The sequence below is a fragment of the Arthrobacter sp. Marseille-P9274 genome (genome assembly GCF_946892675.1).
Taxonomy (GTDB): Bacteria; Actinomycetota; Actinomycetes; order Actinomycetales; family Micrococcaceae; genus Crystallibacter.
Map to the genome: position 1 here is coordinate 2038230 of NZ_CAMPOV010000001.1, position 18145 is coordinate 2056374.

At 67.9% G+C, this 18145-nt stretch carries 17 protein-coding genes, 1 other RNA gene and 1 pseudogene; 6 read left to right on the forward strand and 13 right to left on the reverse strand.

The window, feature by feature from the left end:
- The first annotated feature begins 50 nt into the window (after positions 1–50).
- The 5 genes from OC550_RS09290 to OC550_RS09310 all read left to right on the forward strand — a co-directional run bounded on the left by OC550_RS09290 (position 51) and on the right by OC550_RS09310 (position 4544).
- On the forward strand, positions 51–962 hold the full coding sequence (locus OC550_RS09290; RefSeq protein WP_262105395.1) for a metal ABC transporter substrate-binding protein: 912 nt from the start codon (positions 51–53) through the stop codon (positions 960–962).
- Positions 959–1735 carry a metal ABC transporter ATP-binding protein gene (locus OC550_RS09295; protein ID WP_262105397.1) on the forward strand — a complete coding sequence of 259 codons (777 nt, stop codon included), beginning with the start codon at positions 959–961 and terminating at the stop codon, positions 1733–1735. Before OC550_RS09290 ends, OC550_RS09295 begins: the two co-directional genes overlap by 4 nt.
- Positions 1722–2609, forward strand: coding sequence for a metal ABC transporter permease (locus OC550_RS09300; RefSeq protein ID WP_262105399.1), 888 nt, complete (start codon positions 1722–1724; stop codon positions 2607–2609). Before OC550_RS09295 ends, OC550_RS09300 begins: the two co-directional genes overlap by 14 nt.
- A 21-nt stretch (positions 2610–2630) precedes the next feature.
- Positions 2631–3356 carry a metal-dependent transcriptional regulator gene (locus OC550_RS09305; protein ID WP_262105401.1) on the forward strand — a complete coding sequence of 242 codons (726 nt, stop codon included), beginning with the start codon at positions 2631–2633 and terminating at the stop codon, positions 3354–3356.
- An 87-nt stretch (positions 3357–3443) separates the two neighbouring features.
- Entirely contained in the window at positions 3444–4544 is a 1101-nt protein-coding gene (locus tag OC550_RS09310) for a glutamate--cysteine ligase (protein ID WP_262105403.1), read from the forward strand.
- Between the two features lie 90 nt (positions 4545–4634).
- Here OC550_RS09310 and OC550_RS09315 read toward each other — a convergent pair whose 3' ends face one another.
- The gene (locus OC550_RS09315) at positions 4635–5363 is read right to left on the reverse strand and encodes a bacterial transcriptional activator domain-containing protein (RefSeq protein WP_262105405.1); all 729 of its coding nucleotides are present in this window, start codon (positions 5361–5363) and stop codon (positions 4635–4637) included.
- A gap of 290 nt (positions 5364–5653) precedes the next feature.
- Positions 5654–6023, reverse strand: a transfer-messenger RNA (tmRNA) gene (ssrA, locus tag OC550_RS09320).
- 188 nt (positions 6024–6211) lie between these two features.
- Between ssrA and OC550_RS09325 the strand changes: the two genes are divergently transcribed.
- Positions 6212–7315, forward strand: coding sequence for a glutamate--cysteine ligase (locus OC550_RS09325; RefSeq protein ID WP_262105407.1), 1104 nt, complete (start codon positions 6212–6214; stop codon positions 7313–7315).
- An 11-nt stretch (positions 7316–7326) separates the two neighbouring features.
- On the opposite strand, the gene smpB is transcribed toward OC550_RS09325, so the two are convergent.
- The 11 genes and pseudogenes from smpB to OC550_RS09380 form a co-directional block, all read right to left on the reverse strand.
- Complete coding sequence (gene smpB / locus OC550_RS09330) at positions 7327–7794, reverse strand: SsrA-binding protein SmpB (RefSeq protein WP_262105409.1); 468 nt, start codon at positions 7792–7794, stop codon at positions 7327–7329.
- A 49-nt stretch (positions 7795–7843) separates the two neighbouring features.
- Positions 7844–9175, reverse strand: coding sequence for a M23 family metallopeptidase (locus OC550_RS09335; RefSeq protein ID WP_306556916.1), 1332 nt, complete (start codon positions 9173–9175; stop codon positions 7844–7846).
- A 145-nt stretch (positions 9176–9320) separates the two neighbouring features.
- Positions 9321–10235, reverse strand: a complete 915-nt coding sequence (gene ftsX, locus OC550_RS09340; RefSeq protein WP_262105413.1) for a permease-like cell division protein FtsX — start codon at positions 10233–10235, stop codon at positions 9321–9323.
- Entirely contained in the window at positions 10232–10933 is a 702-nt protein-coding gene (ftsE, locus tag OC550_RS09345) for a cell division ATP-binding protein FtsE (protein ID WP_262105415.1), read from the reverse strand. Before ftsE ends, ftsX begins: the two co-directional genes overlap by 4 nt.
- Positions 10934–11165: 232 nt before the next feature.
- Positions 11166–12185: an alpha/beta fold hydrolase gene (locus OC550_RS09350; RefSeq protein ID WP_262105417.1), complete on the reverse strand. Its 1020-nt coding sequence runs from the start codon at positions 12183–12185 to the stop codon at positions 11166–11168.
- Positions 12178–12828: a TetR/AcrR family transcriptional regulator gene (locus OC550_RS09355; protein WP_262105419.1), complete on the reverse strand. Its 651-nt coding sequence runs from the start codon at positions 12826–12828 to the stop codon at positions 12178–12180. Before OC550_RS09355 ends, OC550_RS09350 begins: the two co-directional genes overlap by 8 nt.
- Positions 12825–14393: a class I adenylate-forming enzyme family protein gene (locus tag OC550_RS09360; RefSeq protein ID WP_262105421.1), complete on the reverse strand. Its 1569-nt coding sequence runs from the start codon at positions 14391–14393 to the stop codon at positions 12825–12827. Before OC550_RS09360 ends, OC550_RS09355 begins: the two co-directional genes overlap by 4 nt.
- Positions 14390–15610: a branched-chain amino acid ABC transporter permease gene (locus OC550_RS09365; RefSeq protein WP_262105423.1), complete on the reverse strand. Its 1221-nt coding sequence runs from the start codon at positions 15608–15610 to the stop codon at positions 14390–14392. The genes OC550_RS09360 and OC550_RS09365 overlap by 4 nt, the downstream gene beginning before the upstream one ends.
- Positions 15607–16482 carry a branched-chain amino acid ABC transporter permease gene (locus tag OC550_RS09370; protein WP_262105425.1) on the reverse strand — a complete coding sequence of 292 codons (876 nt, stop codon included), beginning with the start codon at positions 16480–16482 and terminating at the stop codon, positions 15607–15609. Before OC550_RS09370 ends, OC550_RS09365 begins: the two co-directional genes overlap by 4 nt.
- Positions 16483–16634: 152 nt before the next feature.
- Positions 16635–17348, reverse strand: a pseudogene (locus tag OC550_RS09375) (ABC transporter ATP-binding protein); the annotation flags it as partial.
- Positions 17348–18112: an ABC transporter ATP-binding protein gene (locus OC550_RS09380; protein ID WP_262105427.1), complete on the reverse strand. Its 765-nt coding sequence runs from the start codon at positions 18110–18112 to the stop codon at positions 17348–17350. The pseudogene OC550_RS09375 and the gene OC550_RS09380, both read right to left, overlap by 1 nt.
- Positions 18113–18145 lie beyond the last annotated feature (33 nt).

An 18145-nucleotide genomic window follows, 5' to 3' on the forward strand; every position in this document is an offset into this window, starting at 1 on the left:
ATCCAGCCGCTGAATCTTTCTTTCGGCACGGCGGCGAAGTAAATTTAGGTATGCCGAAAAAATGGGTTGTCGCGCTGCTCGTCGTGCTGGGCCTCCTCGCGCTCCCGGCCTGCGCGCCCGGCACTGCCCGTCCTGCCGCCTCCGCCGACGAGCGGCCGATGGTCCTGACCACCTTCACCGTGCTGGCGGACCTGGTCCGGCAGGTGGGCGGGGACTATGTCCGGGTCGAATCGGTCACCAAGGTCGGCGCCGAGATCCACGGCTACCAGCCAACGCCCTCGGACCTGGTCCGAGCCCAGGACGCGGACCTCATTCTGGACAACGGCCTCGGGCTGGAACGCTGGTTCGCCCGCTTCGTCGCCGCGGTGCCCGCGCCCCACGCGGTTCTCTCCGAAGGAGTGGAGCCGGTGGACATTCGGTCCGGCAACTACCAGGGCCGCCCGAACCCGCATGCCTGGATGTCGCCGCAGGCTGCCAAGATCTACGTGGATAACACCGTGGCGGCGCTCAGCAAGCTGGTCCCGGAGCATGCCGGCGACTTCGCCGCCAACGGCGAGGACTACAAGCGGCAGCTCGATGAGGTGATGGGCGAACTGCAGGAGGCATTCGCCGGCTCGGCCGCGGTTCCCGCACTGGTCACCTGCGAGGGCGCCTTCTCCTACCTCGCTCGGGATGCAGGACTGCGCGAGGCCTTCCTCTGGCCGGTGAATTCCGACGCCGAGGGCACGCCTCGGCAGATCAAGGATGCCATCAATTTCGTCCACCGGCACGATGTGCCCTCGGTCTTCTGCGAATCCACGGTCAATCCGGGGGCGATGGAGCAGGTCGCGGAGGCCACGGGAGCCCGGCTCCTCACTCCCCTCTACGTCGACTCACTCTCCCGCCCGGACGGCCCCGTTCCCAGCCACCTGTCGCTGATCCGCCACGACATCGAACTCATCAAGGAAGGACTGGCACCATGAGCCTCCGCCAGCTGCCCCCAGGCGCAGATGCCATCGACGTGGCCTCGCTCCGGGTCTCCTACGACGACGTCACCGCCCTCGAACACGTCAGCCTGCGCGTGAGGGCGCAAACCATCTGCGGCCTGATCGGGGTCAATGGCTCGGGCAAATCGACCCTCTTCAAGGCGCTGATGGGACTCGTCCAGGCCACCTCGGGGACCGTCCGGATCTTCGGCGCCGCGCCGAAGGACGCCCGCAAGCTCAACGCCGTTTCCTATGTGCCCCAGGCCGAGGACGTCGACTGGACCTTCCCGGTCTCCGTGCGCGATGTCGTCATGATGGGCCGCTACGGCAGCCTGGGCCATTCCCGCCGTCCGCGGCCGGCGGACAGGGCGGCGGTGGCGGCGGCACTGGAGCGGGTCGGCCTGGTCGACCTGCAGCACCGCCAGATCGGAGAACTCTCAGGCGGCCAGCGCAAGCGTGCTTTCGTAGCCCGCGGCATTGCCCAGGACGCGGGCCTGCTGCTGCTCGACGAACCGTTCGCCGGCGTCGACAAGGCCTCCGAGGCCGAACTGACAGGCCTCTTCAAAGACCTGCGGGACGAGGGCAAGACCATCCTCGTCTCGACCCACGACCTCGCCGGCATCCCCCAGCTCTGCGACGAAGCCATCCTGCTCCACCAGCGGGTGCTGGCCCACGGACGGCCCGAAACCGTCCTGACCAACGAGAACCTGGCGCTAGCCTTCGGCACGGCCCTGAGCGACGTTCCGGAAGGACAACATGGACATCATTAACTGGTTGTTCGAACCGCTGCAGTATGGCTTCCTGACCAAGGCCCTCCTGGTCACGGTCGCCGCTGCGGCCGTCTCCGCGGCCCTGTCCTGCTGGCTGATCCTGATGGGCTGGTCCCTGATGGGCGATGCGGTATCGCATGCAGTGCTGCCGGGCGTGGCCCTGGCCTACATCTTCGGCCTGCCGTTCTCCGTCGGCGCCTTCGTCTTCGGCGCCGGTGCCGTGGCGCTAATCGGTGCGGTGCGTTCCACAACCAAGCTCAAGGGCGACACCGCCATCGGCGTCGTCTTCACGGCCCTGTTCGCGTTCGGCCTGGCCATCATCTCCAAGACACCTAGCCAGACCGACCTGCAGCACATCCTCTTCGGCAATGTACTGGGCGTTTCGCTGCCGGAACTGCTCCAGGTGCTGGTCTTGGGCGCTGTGACCCTTGCGGTCCTGCTCTACAAACGCCGCGATCTGACCCTGCTGGCCTTCGACCGCATCCATGCCCATGCCATCGGCCTGAATACCCGATGGCTCACCGCCTTGCTGCTCGGCCTGCTGGCCCTGACCGTCGTCGTCGGGCTGCAGGCCGTCGGCATCATCCTCGTCGTCGCCATGCTCATCACCCCCGGGGCGACGGCGTTCCTGCTCACCCGGAACTTCGACCGGATGCTGCTGATCTCCATCACCATTACCGTCGCCGCCGCCGTCGCCGGCATCTACGCCAGCTATTACCTGGACGTCTCGACCGGGGCGTCGGTGGTGCTGGCGCAGGCCCTGGTGTTCCTTGCCGTCTACCTGCTCGGCCCGCGCAACGGGGTACTGTGGCAGTGGCGCCGCCGCCGCGCCCGTGCCGCCGAATCGCGGCAGCATGAGCAGATCCCAGCCTGAAGAGGCCCAACCATGTCACCGATGAGCCGGAACAGCCCTGCGCTCAGCATCGAATCCGCGAGCGTCCAGGACTACGTCAAAGTCATTTACACCTCCACCGAGTGGCAGGACCAGCGGGTCACCCCGTCCCAGCTTGCAGCCCGGCTGGGGGTCGCCAACTCCTCGGTGACGGGAATGGTCCGCAAGCTGGTAGACCTCGGTCTGGCCGTCCATCAGCCCTACCAGCCGGTCGAACTGACCGGCGAAGGCAAGGCACTCGCCCTCGCCATGGTGCGCCGGCACCGCTTGATCGAGACCTTCCTTGTCCAGGAACTCGGCTACGCGTGGGACGAGGTCCACGACGAGGCCGAACTCCTCGAGCACACCGTTTCGGACACCTTCGTCGGCCGGCTCTCCGCGAAGCTCCGCCACCCCACCCGGGACCCGCACGGGGACCCGATCCCGGCAGCGGACGGCACGGTCCGGATGCCCGCCGCCCACCAACTCGGCCAGCTCGATCCGGGGCACACCGGGCACATCATCCGGATCAGCGACGCGAACCCGGAGCTGCTGCGTTTCCTCAGCACGGAAGAGATCGGCCTCGACGACCGCGTCGAGGTCATGGGCCACCGCCCGTTCGGCGGGTCGCTCGTGGTGCGGATCGGCTCGGCCGAGCGGCCCCGGGAGATCGACCTCGGCCAGGAGGCCACCGCGGCACTCTGGGTGGCCAGCGACGGGCCGCACGAGAACTGCGCGCTCCGCGCCTGACGGCCGCTCCTCCGGCCCGGGATGCGCAGCGGCGCAGGAATCATGGGTAAGCTCGTCATGTTATCCGCACTGGCAGAAGGGACGTCCATGGCAACCCTGGGCATCGAAGAAGAGTACCTGCTCCTCAACCCGGAGACAGGCCTCCCTGTGCCCGAGGCCGACCAGGTCGCCGAATACCTCGAGGGCTCGCTGCACGTGGCCCGGGACGACATCCAGCGGGAACTGCTCAACTGCCAGATTGAAACGGCGACACCCGTCTGCACTACCCTCACCGAGGCCGAGGAATCGCTGCTCAATTTCCGGCGCCAGCTCGACTCCGCGGCCCGAAAAGCGGAGGTACGCGCCGCCGCCACGGGGACAGCTGCCCGGATCGAAGATGACTACCCGCAGCTGACGGACAAGCAGCGTTACCACGAGCTGAAGGCCAGTGCCAAGGGCATCGTGGCGGACCAGTTCGTCAACGGCCAGCATGTCCATGTCTCCGTGCCGGACAAGGAGGCGGGCGTGCAAGCGCTCAACCGCATCCGGCCCTGGATGCCCGCGATTGTTGCCCTGGGCGCCAACTCCCCGTATTGGCTGGGCCGGGACAGTGGTTTTGCCAGCTGGCGGATCGTCCACTACCGCCGCTGGCCCGTCCAGGGCTGCACGCCGATCTTCGCCGATGCCGCCGACTATGAGCGGCGGATCCAGCGCCTCGTGGATGCGGGCGTCATCATCGACCGCGGAGTCCTGACCTGGCTGGCTCGCCTCTCGGACCACTACCCCACGCTGGAGGTCCGCGCGGCCGACGTCCAGCTTGAGGCGCAGGATGCCGTACTGATCGCCTCCATCGTCCGCGGCCTGGTGGTGACCGCCCTGCAGGACGAGGAAGCCGGCAAAGACTACCTGGTCCCCGACGCAGAACTGCTTGACGCTGCCGTCTGGCAGGCCGGACGGGAGGGCCTCTCCGAGAGGCTGATCGATCCTCAGTCGGGGGTCCTGCTGCCGGCTAGGGACGTGATCAACCTGCTGGTGCGCACCATCCGTCCGGCCCTGGAGGAGGCCGGGGATTCGGCCTGGGTGGATGCTTCGCTCCAGCGGATCTGGGCCGAGGGTACCGGTGCCGACCGGCAGCGGCGCGCAATGCAAAGCGGCGGCCTGCCCGCGCTGATGGAGCTTTACGCATGCTCCCTCACCGCGGAGGCCTAGGCACCTGCCTTAGGCGGGAACCAGCCACAGCCGTACGACGGCGGTCCGCGGCCGGGCGGTTCGCCCCGGCAGCTTCGGCCCCCGGCCTGGTCATCGCACTTTGCGCTCGTTTCCGGCGTCGTCCATCAGGAGCGGCTCGATCAGGTCGGCGATGATCGCTGAAGGGGCCACCCCGAATTCGCGGCGGAGCCGGACCCGGAAGCTCTGGTAGAGGCGCAGCGCCTCGGCGTGGTTGCCCTCCGCCAGGCAGGCCTGCATCAGCAGGCGCTGCGCGCTCTCCCGCAGAGGTTCGATGAGTGTCGCCGCCCTGGCGGCCTCCATCGCCTGCTCAGTGTTTCCCTGGTCCAGGTACTGCCGAGCCAGCCGTTCCAGCACCGTTAGCCTCAGGCGCTGCCAGCGTTCCTGCTCGGCGACAACCCAGTCCTCGTACCAGCCCGGGAGCAGCTCCGTATCCTCGACCAGGCGCAGCAACCCGCGGTTGAGCCCCGGATGGTCCTGCAGGCGGGCCGCCCGCATCCGCACGTCCAGCACATCCACGCTGACTGTGCGTGACAGATCAAGCGGATCCGCCGTCTGGCCGAGCAGCCCCGGCAGATGCTTGTTGATCAGGAAGATACTCTCGCGCAGGCTCCCGGCGGCCTGGCTCTCCGAACTGTCCGGCCAGAGCAGGCCGGCCAGGAAGGCGCGCGACTGCCTCCCGTACAGTGCGAGGGCAGCAATCAGCCGCTGCTGGCGCATGGCCACCTTGACCGGCACATGGTCACGGCGAAGCTGCCAGCCCCCTATCAGCTGAAGTTCCCAACGGCCTTCAGATCCCATTGCGGCCCCCAAGTCGTTATGGATCGCATTGGCTGCCCGCCACCCGCCTTCCCCAAGGCTGGCCCCCCGGCTGCATCCTATGCTTTTCAGCATTGCCGACGCCGCTGGCAGTGTCAAACATCATGCCCGGCCCGTTCAAGGTTCCTGCAAGAACTCCGCGGGTAATGCAGCGGCCGACAACATCCGGTAGCGGGGCAGCAACGGGGCGACACAGGCCGGTTTGGGGAAGCGCGACGGACCCGCAGGGCACAAAAAGAGGGGAAGCGCCCGTAGTCGCTTCCCCTCTTCATCAGTGGAGATGGGGGGAATTGAACCCCCGTCCGATGTTGTGTTGCCAGGACTTCTCCGGGCGCAGTTTGCGTCGGGTTTTCTTGGCCCCAGCCATCCTGCAAACAGGTGGCTGACCCGGGCCCAGCCGTCTAAAAGTCCCGGACACTCCGACGGCGAAAGTGTCCAGCAGTGGCCCCCTAAATGACGCCAGCATCCGGGGCGGGAGCGTCCCCGGGCTGACGGACTCGGTCTACTGCTTAGGCAGCGAGAGCGAAGTCAGTGCGCTTAGATTCGGCACTTATTGTTTTGCAGAGGGCGTTTCCGAGATAACTCTGCATCCTCGGCCCGCTTCCCCTGGCGCGACTAACATCGTCGAAACCTGTCATCCCCGTATTGAGTTACCAAACCGCACCTCGATGCGGACTACCATTGTAACCATATCCCGCCCGGATCCATTCCCGGGGGATATCTCCACCCGCCCGGAAGCGGTGGTCCGGTGCGCAGACGCCCGGACTGCACTAGTCTCTGAACAGAGGTCGGAGGTAACGGAGCCTCCCCTCACAGGCCGGGAGGGGCGGATGGTGCTGTTCGGAATCGAGGAAGAATTCCTCCTGGTCGATCCGGCCAGCAGCGAGCCACGGCCGACGGGGCCTGCGCTGAGGACCCGGCTGGCGCAACAGGACCATCCGCTCTTCCAGGTTTCCGCCGAGCTGCTCGACTGCCAGATCGAGCTGGCCACCTTCCCCAGCGCGGAACGGTCCGAGGCGGCGACTGCCCTCGTGGCCATGCGCCGCGCGCTGGCCCGCGCGGCTGAGGAATCGGGCACGCAGCCGGCAGGCATCGGCGTCGCCTATAACGCCCCGCAGGCGCCCGCACAGGTGACGGATACGCCCCGGTACCAGAAAGTGGCAAGCAATGCACCCGCCGTCGTCGCCGACGAATACGTCACCGGCCTGCACGTCCACGCCGAGGTAAAGGACCCGGAGTTGCGCATCCAGGTGATGAACCGGTGCCGGTCCTGGATCCCCACGCTCACCGCGGTCGCAGCGAATTCGCCGTTCTGGTACGGCCGTGACAGCGGCTTCGCAAGCTGGCGCACCATTCTGTACCGGCGGTGGCCGATCCAGGGCTGTCCCCCGGTATTTGCGGACGACGCGGACTACCGGCGCAGGCTGCAGCAACTGCTCGATTCGGGCGTGGCGGCCGATCCCGGATACGTCTCGTGGCTCATGCGTCCCTCGGCCAACTACCCCACCATCGAGTGGCGTGGCGCGGACAGCCAGCTCGCCCCGCGGCACACACTGGTGGCGGCATGCCTGTTCCGGGCCCTGGCTGCTACCGAACTCCTCGCGGCGGCGGCCGGGGAACCTCCGGGGCGGCAGCCGCAGCCGGAGCATTTGGACATCGCCCTTTGGCAGGCGGCGCGGCACGGTCTGGCCGAAGGGCTGATCGATCTGGGCACCGGGCGGCTCATACCCGCGCATGACCAGCTGGGCAGGCTCCTGGAACACGTTGCCGGCGCGCTGTCGGCATCCGGCGATGAGGACTTCGTCCGATCTGACCTGGCCCGCATCAGGCGCGAGGGCAACGGCGCCGAGCGCCAGCGCCGGGCCCACAAGGAGGGCGGTTTCGCGGCGTGGCAGCAGCTGCTCCGCGACGAGTTTACTGCCGGCGTGGACTAGCCCGGTCCGGATCAGCGGTTGCGTTCGCGCATGGCGCGCAGGGCCTCGCGCTTGTCCTGCTGTTCGCGCAGCGTCTGGCGCTTGTCATAGTCCTTCTTGCCGCGTGCGACGGCGATTTCCACCTTCGCGCGCCCGTCCAGGAAGTAGAGCTGGAGCGGCACGAGGGTGAAGCCGGATTCCCGGGTCTTCTGCGAGATCTTGTTGAGTTCTTCGCGGTGCAGCAGCAGCTTGCGCCGGCGCCGGGCACTGTGGTTGGTCCAGCTGCCGTTCAGGTACTCGGGAATGTAGACGTTCTCGAGGTACAGCTCGTCGTTGTAGAACGTCGCGAAGCCGTCCACCAGCGAGGCGCGCCCCTCGCGCAGGGATTTCACCTCGGTTCCCATGAGTGCCATGCCGGCCTCGTAGGTATCGAGGACGAGGTAGTCATGCCGGGCCTTCCGATTGGTGGCCACTACCTTACGGCCACTTTCTTTGGGCACGACGGCGACTCCTTTCTGGGCTTCAAAAGAACCAGTATAACTGCGGCTGCTACAGCAGCCCCATCGGATTGACCAGGGAGCCGTTCAGGGTGGTCTCGAAGTGCAGGTGGCAGCCGGTGGAATTGCCGGTAGTGCCGACGTAGCCGATGACTTGGCCCTGGCCCACGGATTGTCCGGCGGAGACGATTGACCGGGTGAGGTGGAAGTAGCTGGTATCCAGGGCGTTGCCGCCGACCACGCCGTGGCTGACGATCACCATGTTGCCTGCGGCACCGCCCCAGCCGGACGTCGCGACGGTTCCGCTGGCAGGTGCGGTCACGGGGGTGCCGCAGGCCGAACCGAAGTCGATACCGGTGTGCATGTAGCCGCCGCTGCCGCCGAAGTCGATCGTGCCGGCCGGCGTGGCACGCCAGCCATAGCCGGAGGTCACGCTGCCGGCGACAGGATAAACCAGGCCGAAAGACGAGGGTTCGGAGGGTGCGGGGGCCGGTGGTTCCACCGTGGGAACGATCTGCGGCACAGGGCGGCCGGCCGACGCGGCGGACTGGCGGGCTGCCTTGATCCGTGCCTGTTCCCTCTCCCACGCGGCCTGGGCGGCCCTGCGCTCGGCTTCCTCCTTGCGCTTCCGCTCGGCAGCCTCCCGACGAAGCCGCTCCTGGCGTTCGGCGATTTCGCCCTGGACCTGCTGCTGCTCCTCCTGGACCTGCGCCAGCTGCTTCTGGATCTGCGGCTTGCGGGCCTGGAGCTCGTCCGAAAGCGCCGAGGTTTCAGCGATCAGGTTGTCGACCTTTTCCTTCTCCGCGGCCGCTTCGTCGCGGGCGTCCTGCTCGGCGGCCAGGGCATCCTCGGCCTGCGCCTTGAGGTCCCGGATTTCCTGCTCAACGGCTTCCAGCCGCGCCTCTGAGTTGACGTTGGTGGCGTTCTGCTGCGACAGCTTGTCCAGCGCGGCATTCTGGCTCCGCAGGGCCTGGTTGGCCAAGCCGAAGTCGCTCAGGCCCGAGCTGCCCTCCGAGCCGAGGAACAGCTGGAGGTTCGAGGGGACGCCGCCCTGCTTGTAAGCCTGGGTGGCTATCTGCCCGATGACCTTCTTCGTGTCCTTGAGCTCCGCCGCGTCGGTCTCCATTTGCCGCGTGATGCTGTCCTTGGTCTGCAGGGCCATGTCCACGCGCTGTGCCAAGGCCGCTACTTTGCCCGCGGCTTCCTCCACGCGTCCCTGGGCTGCGGCAAGCTTCTCCTGGGCCGCGGGCAGCTTGCCCTGGTACTCCTTGAGCCGGGTGACCGTCTTGATGATGTCCGCGTCAAGGAATTCGAGTGATTCCTCGACTTCGGCGACCTCTTGCTTGAGGTCCGCCGCCCGGTCGTCGAGCTCGTCTGCCTGCACCGGACCTGCTGCTCCCAGGGAAAACGCCAAAAAGGCGGCCAGTGCGGCACTGATGATCCCCTGCGGCAAACACGTTTTCCGGCCCCCATGCTTTCGCTTCACGGCCTGGTTCCCCAACCTGTTGTTTTGCTCGAGTGACATGATTTTAGACCTTCAAGTAACGACGTAGGGTCAGGAGCGAGGAGACGCCGGCCAGCACCGCTCCCAACAGGATCAGCATGGGGGCAATCAGCAATACCGAGGACTCGGAGATAAAGGCCGTGTCCGGATATTCCCGGGCCAGCCAGTCGCCGATAAAGAACCGGGCGACCACCCATAGCGTCACCGAGGCCAGCACGGCACCGATCACCGCTGCGATGACGCCCTCCAGGATGAACGGCAGCTGGATCACGGCCTTGGAAGCCCCGACGAGGCGCATGATGCCGGTTTCCCGGCGCCGGCTGAACGCCGAGAGCCGGATGGTGGTCGCGATCAGCAGGATGGCGCAGACGATCATGATGGCGGCGATGCCGACGGCCACCAGCGAGGCCGCGTTCATGACGTTGAAGACCCGTTCGAGGATTTCCCGCTGGTCGACCACGACCTCCACGCCGGGCAGCGACGAGAAGATCTCGTTGATGACTTCGTACTTTTCCGGGTCCACCAGGCTGACCCTGAAGGACTCCGGCAGCTGGTCTGCCGTCACGGAGTCCACGATCGGCGAGTTGGCGAACTGGTCCTTGAAGTGCCCCAGCGCGTCATCCTGCGACTCGTAGACATAGCTGTCGACGTACTGCGTGACCGCGGGGCTCTTCAGCGTGCTCTCGATCTCGGCGCGCTGCTCGTCGCTGACCGGACCGGAAGCGCAGGTCGCCGCCGTCGACGTTTCCACGCAGAGGAACACCGCGACCTGGACCTTGTCGTACCAGAAACCCTTCATCTGGTTGATCTGCAGCTGCAGCATGCCCGCCGCGCCCACGAAGGTCAGCGAGATGAAGGTCACCAGGATGACCGAGGTCACCATCGCCAGGTTGCGCCGCAGGCCGGAACCGATCTCGCCGAGGATGAAGGCCAGTCTCATTTGGCTTCCTCCTGGGCTCCGGCGTAGATGCCCTCGGCTTCGTCCCGGACCACCCTGCCGTCCTTAAGCTCGATGACGCGCTTGCGCCAGTCGTTCACGATGACGTTGTCGTGGGTGGCCATGACGACCGTGGTTCCGTTCTGGTTGATCCGGTCCAGGACCTTCATGATGCCCATGGAGGTGGCCGGGTCCAGGTTTCCGGTGGGCTCGTCCGCCAGCAGGATGCCCGGCTTGTTGACTACGGCGCGGGCAATGGCGACGCGCTGCTGCTCACCGCCGGAGAGTTCGTGCGGCATCCGGTGGTCCTTGCCGTCCAGGCCCACGGTCTTGAGGACCTCCGGCACGGTTTCCCGGATCACGGCCCGGCTCTTCCCGATGACCTGCATGGCGAACGCGACGTTCGCCGCGACCGTCTTGTTCGGCAGCAGCCGGAAGTCCTGGAAGACGACGCCGATCCCGCGGCGCAGCTTGGGCACGCGCCAGCTGGGGATGTTGGCGACGTTCTGGCCGGCCACGTAGACGGAGCCGCGGGTGGCCCGGTCCTCTTTCAGGACCAGCCGGATGAATGTGGATTTACCCGATCCCGAGGGACCGACCAGGAAGACGAAGTCCCCGCGGTCGACTTCCAGCGACACCCTGTCCAGAGCCGGACGGGAGTTCTGGTCGTAGACCTTGGTGACGTTGTCGAATCGGATCATGACTACTTCGTGCCCACTGTGTACCGAAGGATGGGCTTCTGCTCGGGGGAAGAACCATCGGCTTTTTGACTATATGCGCGATTTCTTGGGATTTGCCTGCAGATCAGGGCCGGGCGTGTCGTTTAACCAAGCCACGCAGCAAGACGTCTGGACCGGTTCCGGTAGCTCCCGGAACCGGCGCAGACGCACGAAACCGCCCCTCGGGCCGGCTACCACAAGGTCAGGATAGCCATTAGCCGATGTCCAGGGAAGGAACGGAAGCCCCGGTGGGCATTGCAGGCGCCGCGGTCATCGGAGGCGCCGCAGGCGATGCAGCTGCCGGCGGCTCCCCAGGCAGCGCCGGCGGCTCAGGCAACGCTTTGAGCGCCGCCGAAACCGCTCCGGCCACCACCCCCGCTCCCGGGGCATCCATCACGATCGTGTAGTGGTTGACGTCCGGCACGTTCCGGACGGTGAGCCGGTCCAGTGCCTCTTCCCAGCGGCGCGCATGGGCCTCGGTGTAGAGGCCGGCCGGCTCATCCATCAGGCCGCGGGGCGCCCGCAGCAGCAGGGCCGGGACGGCCAGCGCTGCGAGGGCCGCCCTCAGGTCCGGGCCGCGGTTCAGGTCCGCCGTGTCGTCCCGCATCGCCTCAAAGCGGGTGGCCGGCCGGAGCCCGGGCTCCTCGCCGGCGAGGTCGTAATCGACGTACTCCTCCACCAGCGGATTCCAGTTCCGGGCGAACGCGGGATGCTGCTTCCAAAAGCTGCGGTAGGCTTCCCTGCTCGCGTAGCGTGTGCCGAGCCGTTCGGCCGCCGGCCCGAGCACCGCCTCAATGACCTCGTCGTCGCTCAGGCCGGCCGGAACCTGCAGCGGCAGGCCGCCGTCGATGAGGATCAGCGAGCGCACCAGCTGCGGGTACCGGTGAGCCAGCACCACGGAGACGAACGCACCCATGGAATGGCCGGCCACCACCGCCGACTCCACCTCGAACGCGCGCAGGACGCCCGCCAGGTCCTCCGCGTGGGCGGCCATGCCGTACGGGCCGGGCAGGTCGTTGCTGCGGCCGCGGCCACGCAGGTCCGGCGCGATGATCCGCACCTGCGGCAGCCGAGCGGCCACCAGTCCCCAGGTCTTGTGGGACGCGGTCACCCCGTGGACGGCCAGGAGCACGGGAGCGGCCGGATCTTCCGGGCCCCAGAGGCCGCAGCGCAGCACCCCGCCGCGCACGGGGACATCCGCGGTACGGTAACCGCCGGTACTGTGCTCACTCATTCGCCGTTCCTTCCGTCCGCGGCCCGGGCTCCGGCGCCAGGGCACGCTCGATGAACTGCATCATTTCCTCGAAGACTTCCTCCGGCACGTCCGGGCGCGGCGCCTTCCCCGGCCCGGGGCTCTCCTCTTCCCACAGCACCCAGCGCATCCCGATCAGTTCGCCGATGCCCATCAGCGCCCACGCGGCCACCGTCGGGTCCATCGGCCGCACCTCACCCTCGGCCTGGGCCTGCTTGAGCCCCTCGATGTAGCCGTTGACGATCCGGGTGTAGTGCATCCGCAAGGCCCCGGGCGAGACGAATTCCGCCTGCCGGACGATCCTGTACAGCGCCGGGTGTTCGGCGGTGAACCGGAAGAAGGCGCGGAAGCCGGCGCGTTCGGCCTGCAGGCGGTTCTCCGCCTCGCGGGCCGCCTCGGTCATGGCGTGGCGGACGCGTCGGTTGAGGTCCTCGACCACCTCGTCGAAAATCTCCTGCTTCCCGGAGAAATACAGGTAGAAGGTACCCAGTCCGACGTCGGCCTCTTCCGTGATCTTCACGATCGAGGCGTCGTGGTATCCCACCGAGGCGAAGACCGTTTCGGCGGCCTGCAGCAGCTTCGCCCGGGTGCGCGTGCCCCGGGCCGTCCTGGGTGCCGTGCTCATGTGCGGACCTCCGATCCTTCCAGCGCCTGCCCTGCGGCCCGTTGCCGCAGCCGGCCGCGCGCCACCTTGTTCAGCGCGGTCCGCGGCAGCCGGGGGACGAATTCGATGCGGCCGGGCACCTTGAACCGCGCAAGGTGTTGCCCACAATGTTCCAGCAGTTCCTCTTCGTCGGTCACCCTCCCCTGCCGGACCACGACGTAGGCAGCCCCGGTCTCGCCCCAGCGTTCGTGCGGCTCGCCGACGACGGCGGCCTCCGCGACGGCCGGGTGCTCCAGCAGCACGGCTTCGACCTGCGCCGGCGCCACGTTCTCGCCGCCGGAGATGTAGATGTCCTTGAGCCGGTCGACCACGCGGATGAAGCCGTCGCCATTGCGCTCGACGAGGTCTCCGGTGTGCAGCCAACCGCCCGCGAGCGCGGCTGCGGTGGCCTGCGGATCACGGAAGTATCCTGCGAAAACTCCCGGCCCGCGGACCCGGAGTTCTCCGGTGGCGGCACCCTCGAGCAGCCGCCCGGTGGCCGGATCCGCCACGGCCACGTCAACATGGGGATACGGCTTCCCGGCGTAGCCGAGCATCGAGGCGGCGTCCTCGTTGGGCAGGCAGAGCACGTTCGGCGACGCCTCCGTCAGTCCGTAGCCCTGACTCAGCGCCACTCCCCTGCGGTGCCAGATCCGCAGCAGTGCCGCCGGCATGGAAGCGCCGCCGACGATCGCGTGGGACAGGCTGGACAAATCGGTGGCGGCGAAGTCCGGATGCTCGGCCAGCATCAGGTAGTGCGTCGGCACGCCCATCAGCGTGGTCACGCGCCGTTCCGTCATCAGCTGCAGGACCCGTCCGGCGTCGAAGGAACGCTCGAGCACGACCGTGGCCCCTGTCCACCAGGCCAGCAGCGGCTGGATGTTCCACCCGCCCACGTGGAACTGCGGCAGGACGGAGAGTACGACGTCGTTGCTGTTCAGTTCCGCGGTGCGCGAGAGCGAGAGGTTGGTCCAGAAGCAGTTGGCGTGCGTCAGCACGGCCGCCTTGCTGCGCCCCTCAGTACCGGAGGTGAACACCATCAGCAGGGCGTCGCCGTCATGCACTTCCCGCTGTTCCGGGGCCTCGGGACCGCGGCGGGTCGGCGGCGGGAGATACGCCTCCACTCCGGCCGGGCCCAGCGGCGCCGTCCGCGCCGCCTCGGGCAGCCGCGACAGGGCGGCGGCCGCCAGGGCCTCGAACTCGTGCTCTATCAGGACAAGCGCCGGGTCGGCGTGCTCCAGCTGGTCCGCCAGCTCCGGCGGCGAGAGCCGCCAGGACAGCGGGACGAGTACCAGCCCCGCCTTGGCGCAGGCGAAGAACAGCACCACGTGGTCCGCCGAGTTGCCCGTCACCGTGGCGATCCGATCGCCGATGCCGTAGCCGGCGGCCCGGAATGCGGCGGCCAGCGCCGCGGCCCGGCGGTCCAGGTCGCGGTAAGGCAGGGTCACGCCGCGGTCGTCGATGGCCACGCGTCCCGGCGTCGAGGAAGCCCGGTCCGACGTCCAGCGGCCCAGTGTGTGCAGCCCGCCCTCGGGCCGGGCCCTCACGCGGCATCCTCCAGCACTGCACGGGCCTTTTCCGCCTGGCTGGCCTTGGCCCGGCGGCCTCGGCCGATCCGGCCGGCGGCTCCGGTAAGGCCGCCCGGCAGGAAGAGCACCACGAGGATGAACAGGGTGCCCAGGATGAACAGCGGTTCCGAGAGCGGGATCCGCAGGATGTCCGGCAGGCCCGCGATGGCATCTGAGTTCGCCAACGAGGTCAGTCGTTGGTCCAGCAGTGTGTAGAAGACGCCGCCCACGATGGCGCCCCAGCGGGAGCCGACGCCGCCGAGGACCACCATGACCAGGAGCGTGATGGTGAAGTCAGCCGAGACGCTGCGCGGGACCGCCCCGGACTGGAGCAGGAGGTAGACCATGCCCACGAGCGAGGCGAGCACACCTCCGACGACGAAGACCAGCAGTTTGATCAGATACGGCTGCAGCCCGATCACCCGCACCCGCAGTTCGTTCTCGCGCACGGCAGCGGCGACGTGGCCGGCACGGCTGTACTGCACCCAGGTGACGATGGCGAAGACGAGCACTAGCACCACCAGCGCCAGCCAGTAGAGGTTGCGGGTATTGACCACGCCGACGAGGAAGTCCGGCAGGCTGCCCGTGGCCAGCGCGAGTCCCTCCTCGCCGCCGCTCGCACCGCCCGGGTTGCGGCCGACGAGCACGGAGCCTGCTTCCGCGAACGCCAGCGTCACCATCGCGAAGGGAATCCCCGCCACGCGGAGGCTGACCGCGCCGACCACGTGGGCGAGCACGATCACCACGAGCAGGGTCAGGCCCATCGCCGGCAGCAGCGGGATGTCCAGGTTGTCCAGGATGATGGCCAGCCCGTAGACTCCGGCACCGAAGTACAGGGCATGGCCGAAGGAGAGCAGCCCTGCGACGCCGAGAAGCATGTGGTAGCTCAGCGCGGCCGCGGCCATCAGCATGCACATCGCCATCAGCTGCAGCGATCCCGGCGTGTACGTGGGGCCGGGCAGCACGCCCGGCAGCGACAGGTTCAGCAGCGGCAGCAGTCCCAGCAGGACCACCGCAGCCCCGCCGATCCCCCACTTCGCCAAGGCCTTCGCGCCGCCGCGCTTTCCTCCGCGGCCCGCCGCGGAGGTCCCGCCCCAACGGGAGGAGGCGCCGCCGTCGTTCGCGGACTCCGCCCGCACCGCGGCGTCTCCCGTTTCCGGAGTCGAGTGTTGGGTATCGGTCTCGCTCGTGGTCATGATTTTCTCCCAAGGAGTCCGGAGGGACGGAAGAGCAGGACAAGGGCCAGGGCAATGACGACGACGAAATCGCCGGTGCCGAAGAGGTAGAAGTTCGCGAACTGCTGCAGCAGCGCCACGGCAACGGAGGCTACCGCGGCCCCGGTCAGCGACCCCAGCCCGCCGATCACCGTGACGATGAACGCGAAGATCAGCAGCGAGCCGCCGAGCAACGGCGAGACGTAGCCGAAGTAGTGCGACGCCAGGACGCCGCCCAGGCCGGCCGCCGCGCCGCCGATGGTGAAGACCAGGGTGAAGGCCTTGCGCACGTCGATGCCGAGGGCCGTCACCATGGACCGGTTCTCGACGCCGGCGCGGATGATCATGCCGTAGCGGGTGCGCTTGAGGAAGAGCACCATGCCCAGCAGTACCAGGGCGGCGGCGATGATCGAGATGAAGCGGTCGTTCGGGATCTGCGCGCCGAGCAGGTTCGTGGTCTGGCTGAACCAGGCCGGGCCGTCGATGAAGACCGGGTCCGTGCCCCAGATGCCCTCGAACAGCGCCACGGTGGCCAACGACAGGCCGACGGTGATGAGGACCTGCTCGATGTGCCGCTCGTACAGCCGGCGGATGAGGACCAGTTCGGTGAATGCCGCGAAGAGCGCGCCCACCGCGGCGCCGATCAGGATGGAGAGCAGGAAGGAGAACCAGCTGTCGGCTCCGGTGCGGCGGGCGACCTCCCAGCCGGCGAAGGCGCCCAGCGTCAGGAAGGACCCGTGGGCGAAGTTCAGTACGCCCATCAGCCCGTAGATGAGGGACAGGCCGGAGGCGACGAGGAAGTACAGCGCGCCGAGGCCGAGCCCGGTCACGAGCAGAAGGATCACGGTGCTCACAGGCCCGCTCCCTTCCGTGCCGGCTCGGCTACCGCCGGGGCGGCAACCGCTGCCGGTGTGGCCTCAGCGAAGGACGCCGAGCCCGCTGCCGGCGAGGTTGCCTCCGGGGCTGTCGCACTCGTGGCTGCCAACTCCGAGGGTTCCGGCTCCCCGTCCGCGTGGACGCCGAGCAGCCGCCGGGTGAGGTCCTCGTCGTCGAGGAAGTCGAGGGCGTTGCCGGTGTGGACCACGCGGCCGCCGGACAGGACGACCGCTTCGCCGGCCAGGCGGCGGACCACTTGCAGGTTCTGTTCCACCAGCAGGATCGGCACGGTGGCAGCCGCCTGTTCCAGCGCTTCCGCAACCTCCTGGACGATCTTGGGAGCCAGGCCCTTGGTCGGCTCGTCGATCAGCAGCACCTTGTTGTCGTTGAGCAGCGCACGCGCCAGCGACACCATCTGCTGCTGCCCTCCGGACAGCGTGCCGGCCATCTGTCCGGCACGCTTGACCAGGTCCGGAAAGAGCCGCTCCACGAGTTCGCGCCGCGGGTGCGCGTCCCGTTCGGCCAGCCGCAGGTTCTCGGCCACCGTGAGCTTGCCGAAGACCTCGCGGTCCTCGGGCACGTAGCCCACGCCCCGGCGGATGAGCTTCCACGTCGGGTCCTTGTCGATCCGCTGTCCGTCAAGCTCGACCCGGCCGGTGCGGTCGATCAGGCCGATCAGGGCTTTGATGGTGCTGGTCTTGCCCACTCCGTTGCGCCCCAGCAGGGCGGTGATGCCGCTGGCCGGAACGGTAAAGGAGACGTCCTCGACGACCTGCTGGCCGCCGATGCGCGCGTTCAGCCCGGCTACGTCGAGGATAGGTTTGGCTGTGGTGTGGCTGCTCATTAGACGGGCTCCCCCAGGTAGGCGCTCTGGACGGTCGGATCGGCCATCACGGCCTCGGGTGTGTCGATGGCCAGGAGGCTGCCGTGGTGCATCACAGCTACCCGGTCCACGAGGCCCAACACCACGTCCATGTGATGCTCGACCATCATGACGGTGCAGCCCCGGTCCCGGTGCATCCGGCGGATGATGGCGCTCAGCGCCGGCACATCGCCGGAAGCGACGCCGGCCATCGGCTCGTCGAGCAGGATCAGCGCCGGATCCGCCGCGAGCAGCATTGCGATTTCGACCTTGCGCTTGTCACCGTGGGAGAGGTCTCCGGCGGGGGCCGAGCTCTTGGCGCTCAGGCCGACCTCCTCGATATTCTCCTTCGCCGCGTTGGTCGCCGCATCCGAAGCCCCGGGAAAGCGCAGGACCGAGAGGCTGCCGCCCAGCCGCGCCTGTGCGGCCAGCCTGACATTTTCCAGCACGCTAAGCCCCGGGAAGAGGCTCGAGGTCTGGAAGGTGCGGCCCAGGCCGGCTTTCGCCCGGCGATGGACGGGCATCTGGGTGACGTCCTGGCCGTTGATGGCGATTGTGCCCGCCGTGGGCCTCAGAACGCCGGAGATCAGGTTGAACAGGGTGGTCTTGCCGGCGCCGTTGGGGCCGATCACACCGACCATTTCGCCGCGCGGTACCGAGAATCCGACGCCCTCAAGAATTCGGGCGCCGCCAATCTGCAGGCCGACGTTGTCGACGGCGAGCGCAGGCTGGGCGGGGTTGCTCATGGAAGTCCTTCGCTAGGTGCTGTCGTCATGGGC

Excerpts from the sequence above, each read along its gene's own strand:
- OC550_RS09310 (WP_262105403.1), top strand. The coding sequence starts at position 3,444 with ATGGCAACCCTGGGCATCGAAGAAGAGTACCTGCTCCTCAACCCGGAG.
- OC550_RS09295 (WP_262105397.1), top strand. The coding sequence starts at position 959 with ATGAGCCTCCGCCAGCTGCCCCCAGGCGCAGATGCCATCGACGTGGCC.
- OC550_RS09365 (WP_262105423.1), bottom strand. The coding sequence starts at position 15,610 with ATGACCACGAGCGAGACCGATACCCAACACTCGACTCCGGAAACGGGA.
- OC550_RS09355 (WP_262105419.1), bottom strand. The coding sequence starts at position 12,828 with ATGAGCACGGCACCCAGGACGGCCCGGGGCACGCGCACCCGGGCGAAG.
- OC550_RS09290 (WP_262105395.1), top strand. The coding sequence starts at position 51 with ATGCCGAAAAAATGGGTTGTCGCGCTGCTCGTCGTGCTGGGCCTCCTC.
- OC550_RS09300 (WP_262105399.1), top strand. The coding sequence starts at position 1,722 with ATGGACATCATTAACTGGTTGTTCGAACCGCTGCAGTATGGCTTCCTG.
- OC550_RS09350 (WP_262105417.1), bottom strand. The coding sequence starts at position 12,185 with ATGAGTGAGCACAGTACCGGCGGTTACCGTACCGCGGATGTCCCCGTG.
- OC550_RS09315 (WP_262105405.1), bottom strand. The coding sequence starts at position 5,363 with ATGGGATCTGAAGGCCGTTGGGAACTTCAGCTGATAGGGGGCTGGCAG.
- OC550_RS09380 (WP_262105427.1), bottom strand. The coding sequence starts at position 18,112 with ATGAGCAACCCCGCCCAGCCTGCGCTCGCCGTCGACAACGTCGGCCTG.
- OC550_RS09325 (WP_262105407.1), top strand. The coding sequence starts at position 6,212 with ATGGTGCTGTTCGGAATCGAGGAAGAATTCCTCCTGGTCGATCCGGCC.
- ftsE (WP_262105415.1), bottom strand. The coding sequence starts at position 10,933 with ATGATCCGATTCGACAACGTCACCAAGGTCTACGACCAGAACTCCCGT.
- OC550_RS09305 (WP_262105401.1), top strand. The coding sequence starts at position 2,631 with ATGAGCCGGAACAGCCCTGCGCTCAGCATCGAATCCGCGAGCGTCCAG.
- ftsX (WP_262105413.1), bottom strand. The coding sequence starts at position 10,235 with ATGAGACTGGCCTTCATCCTCGGCGAGATCGGTTCCGGCCTGCGGCGC.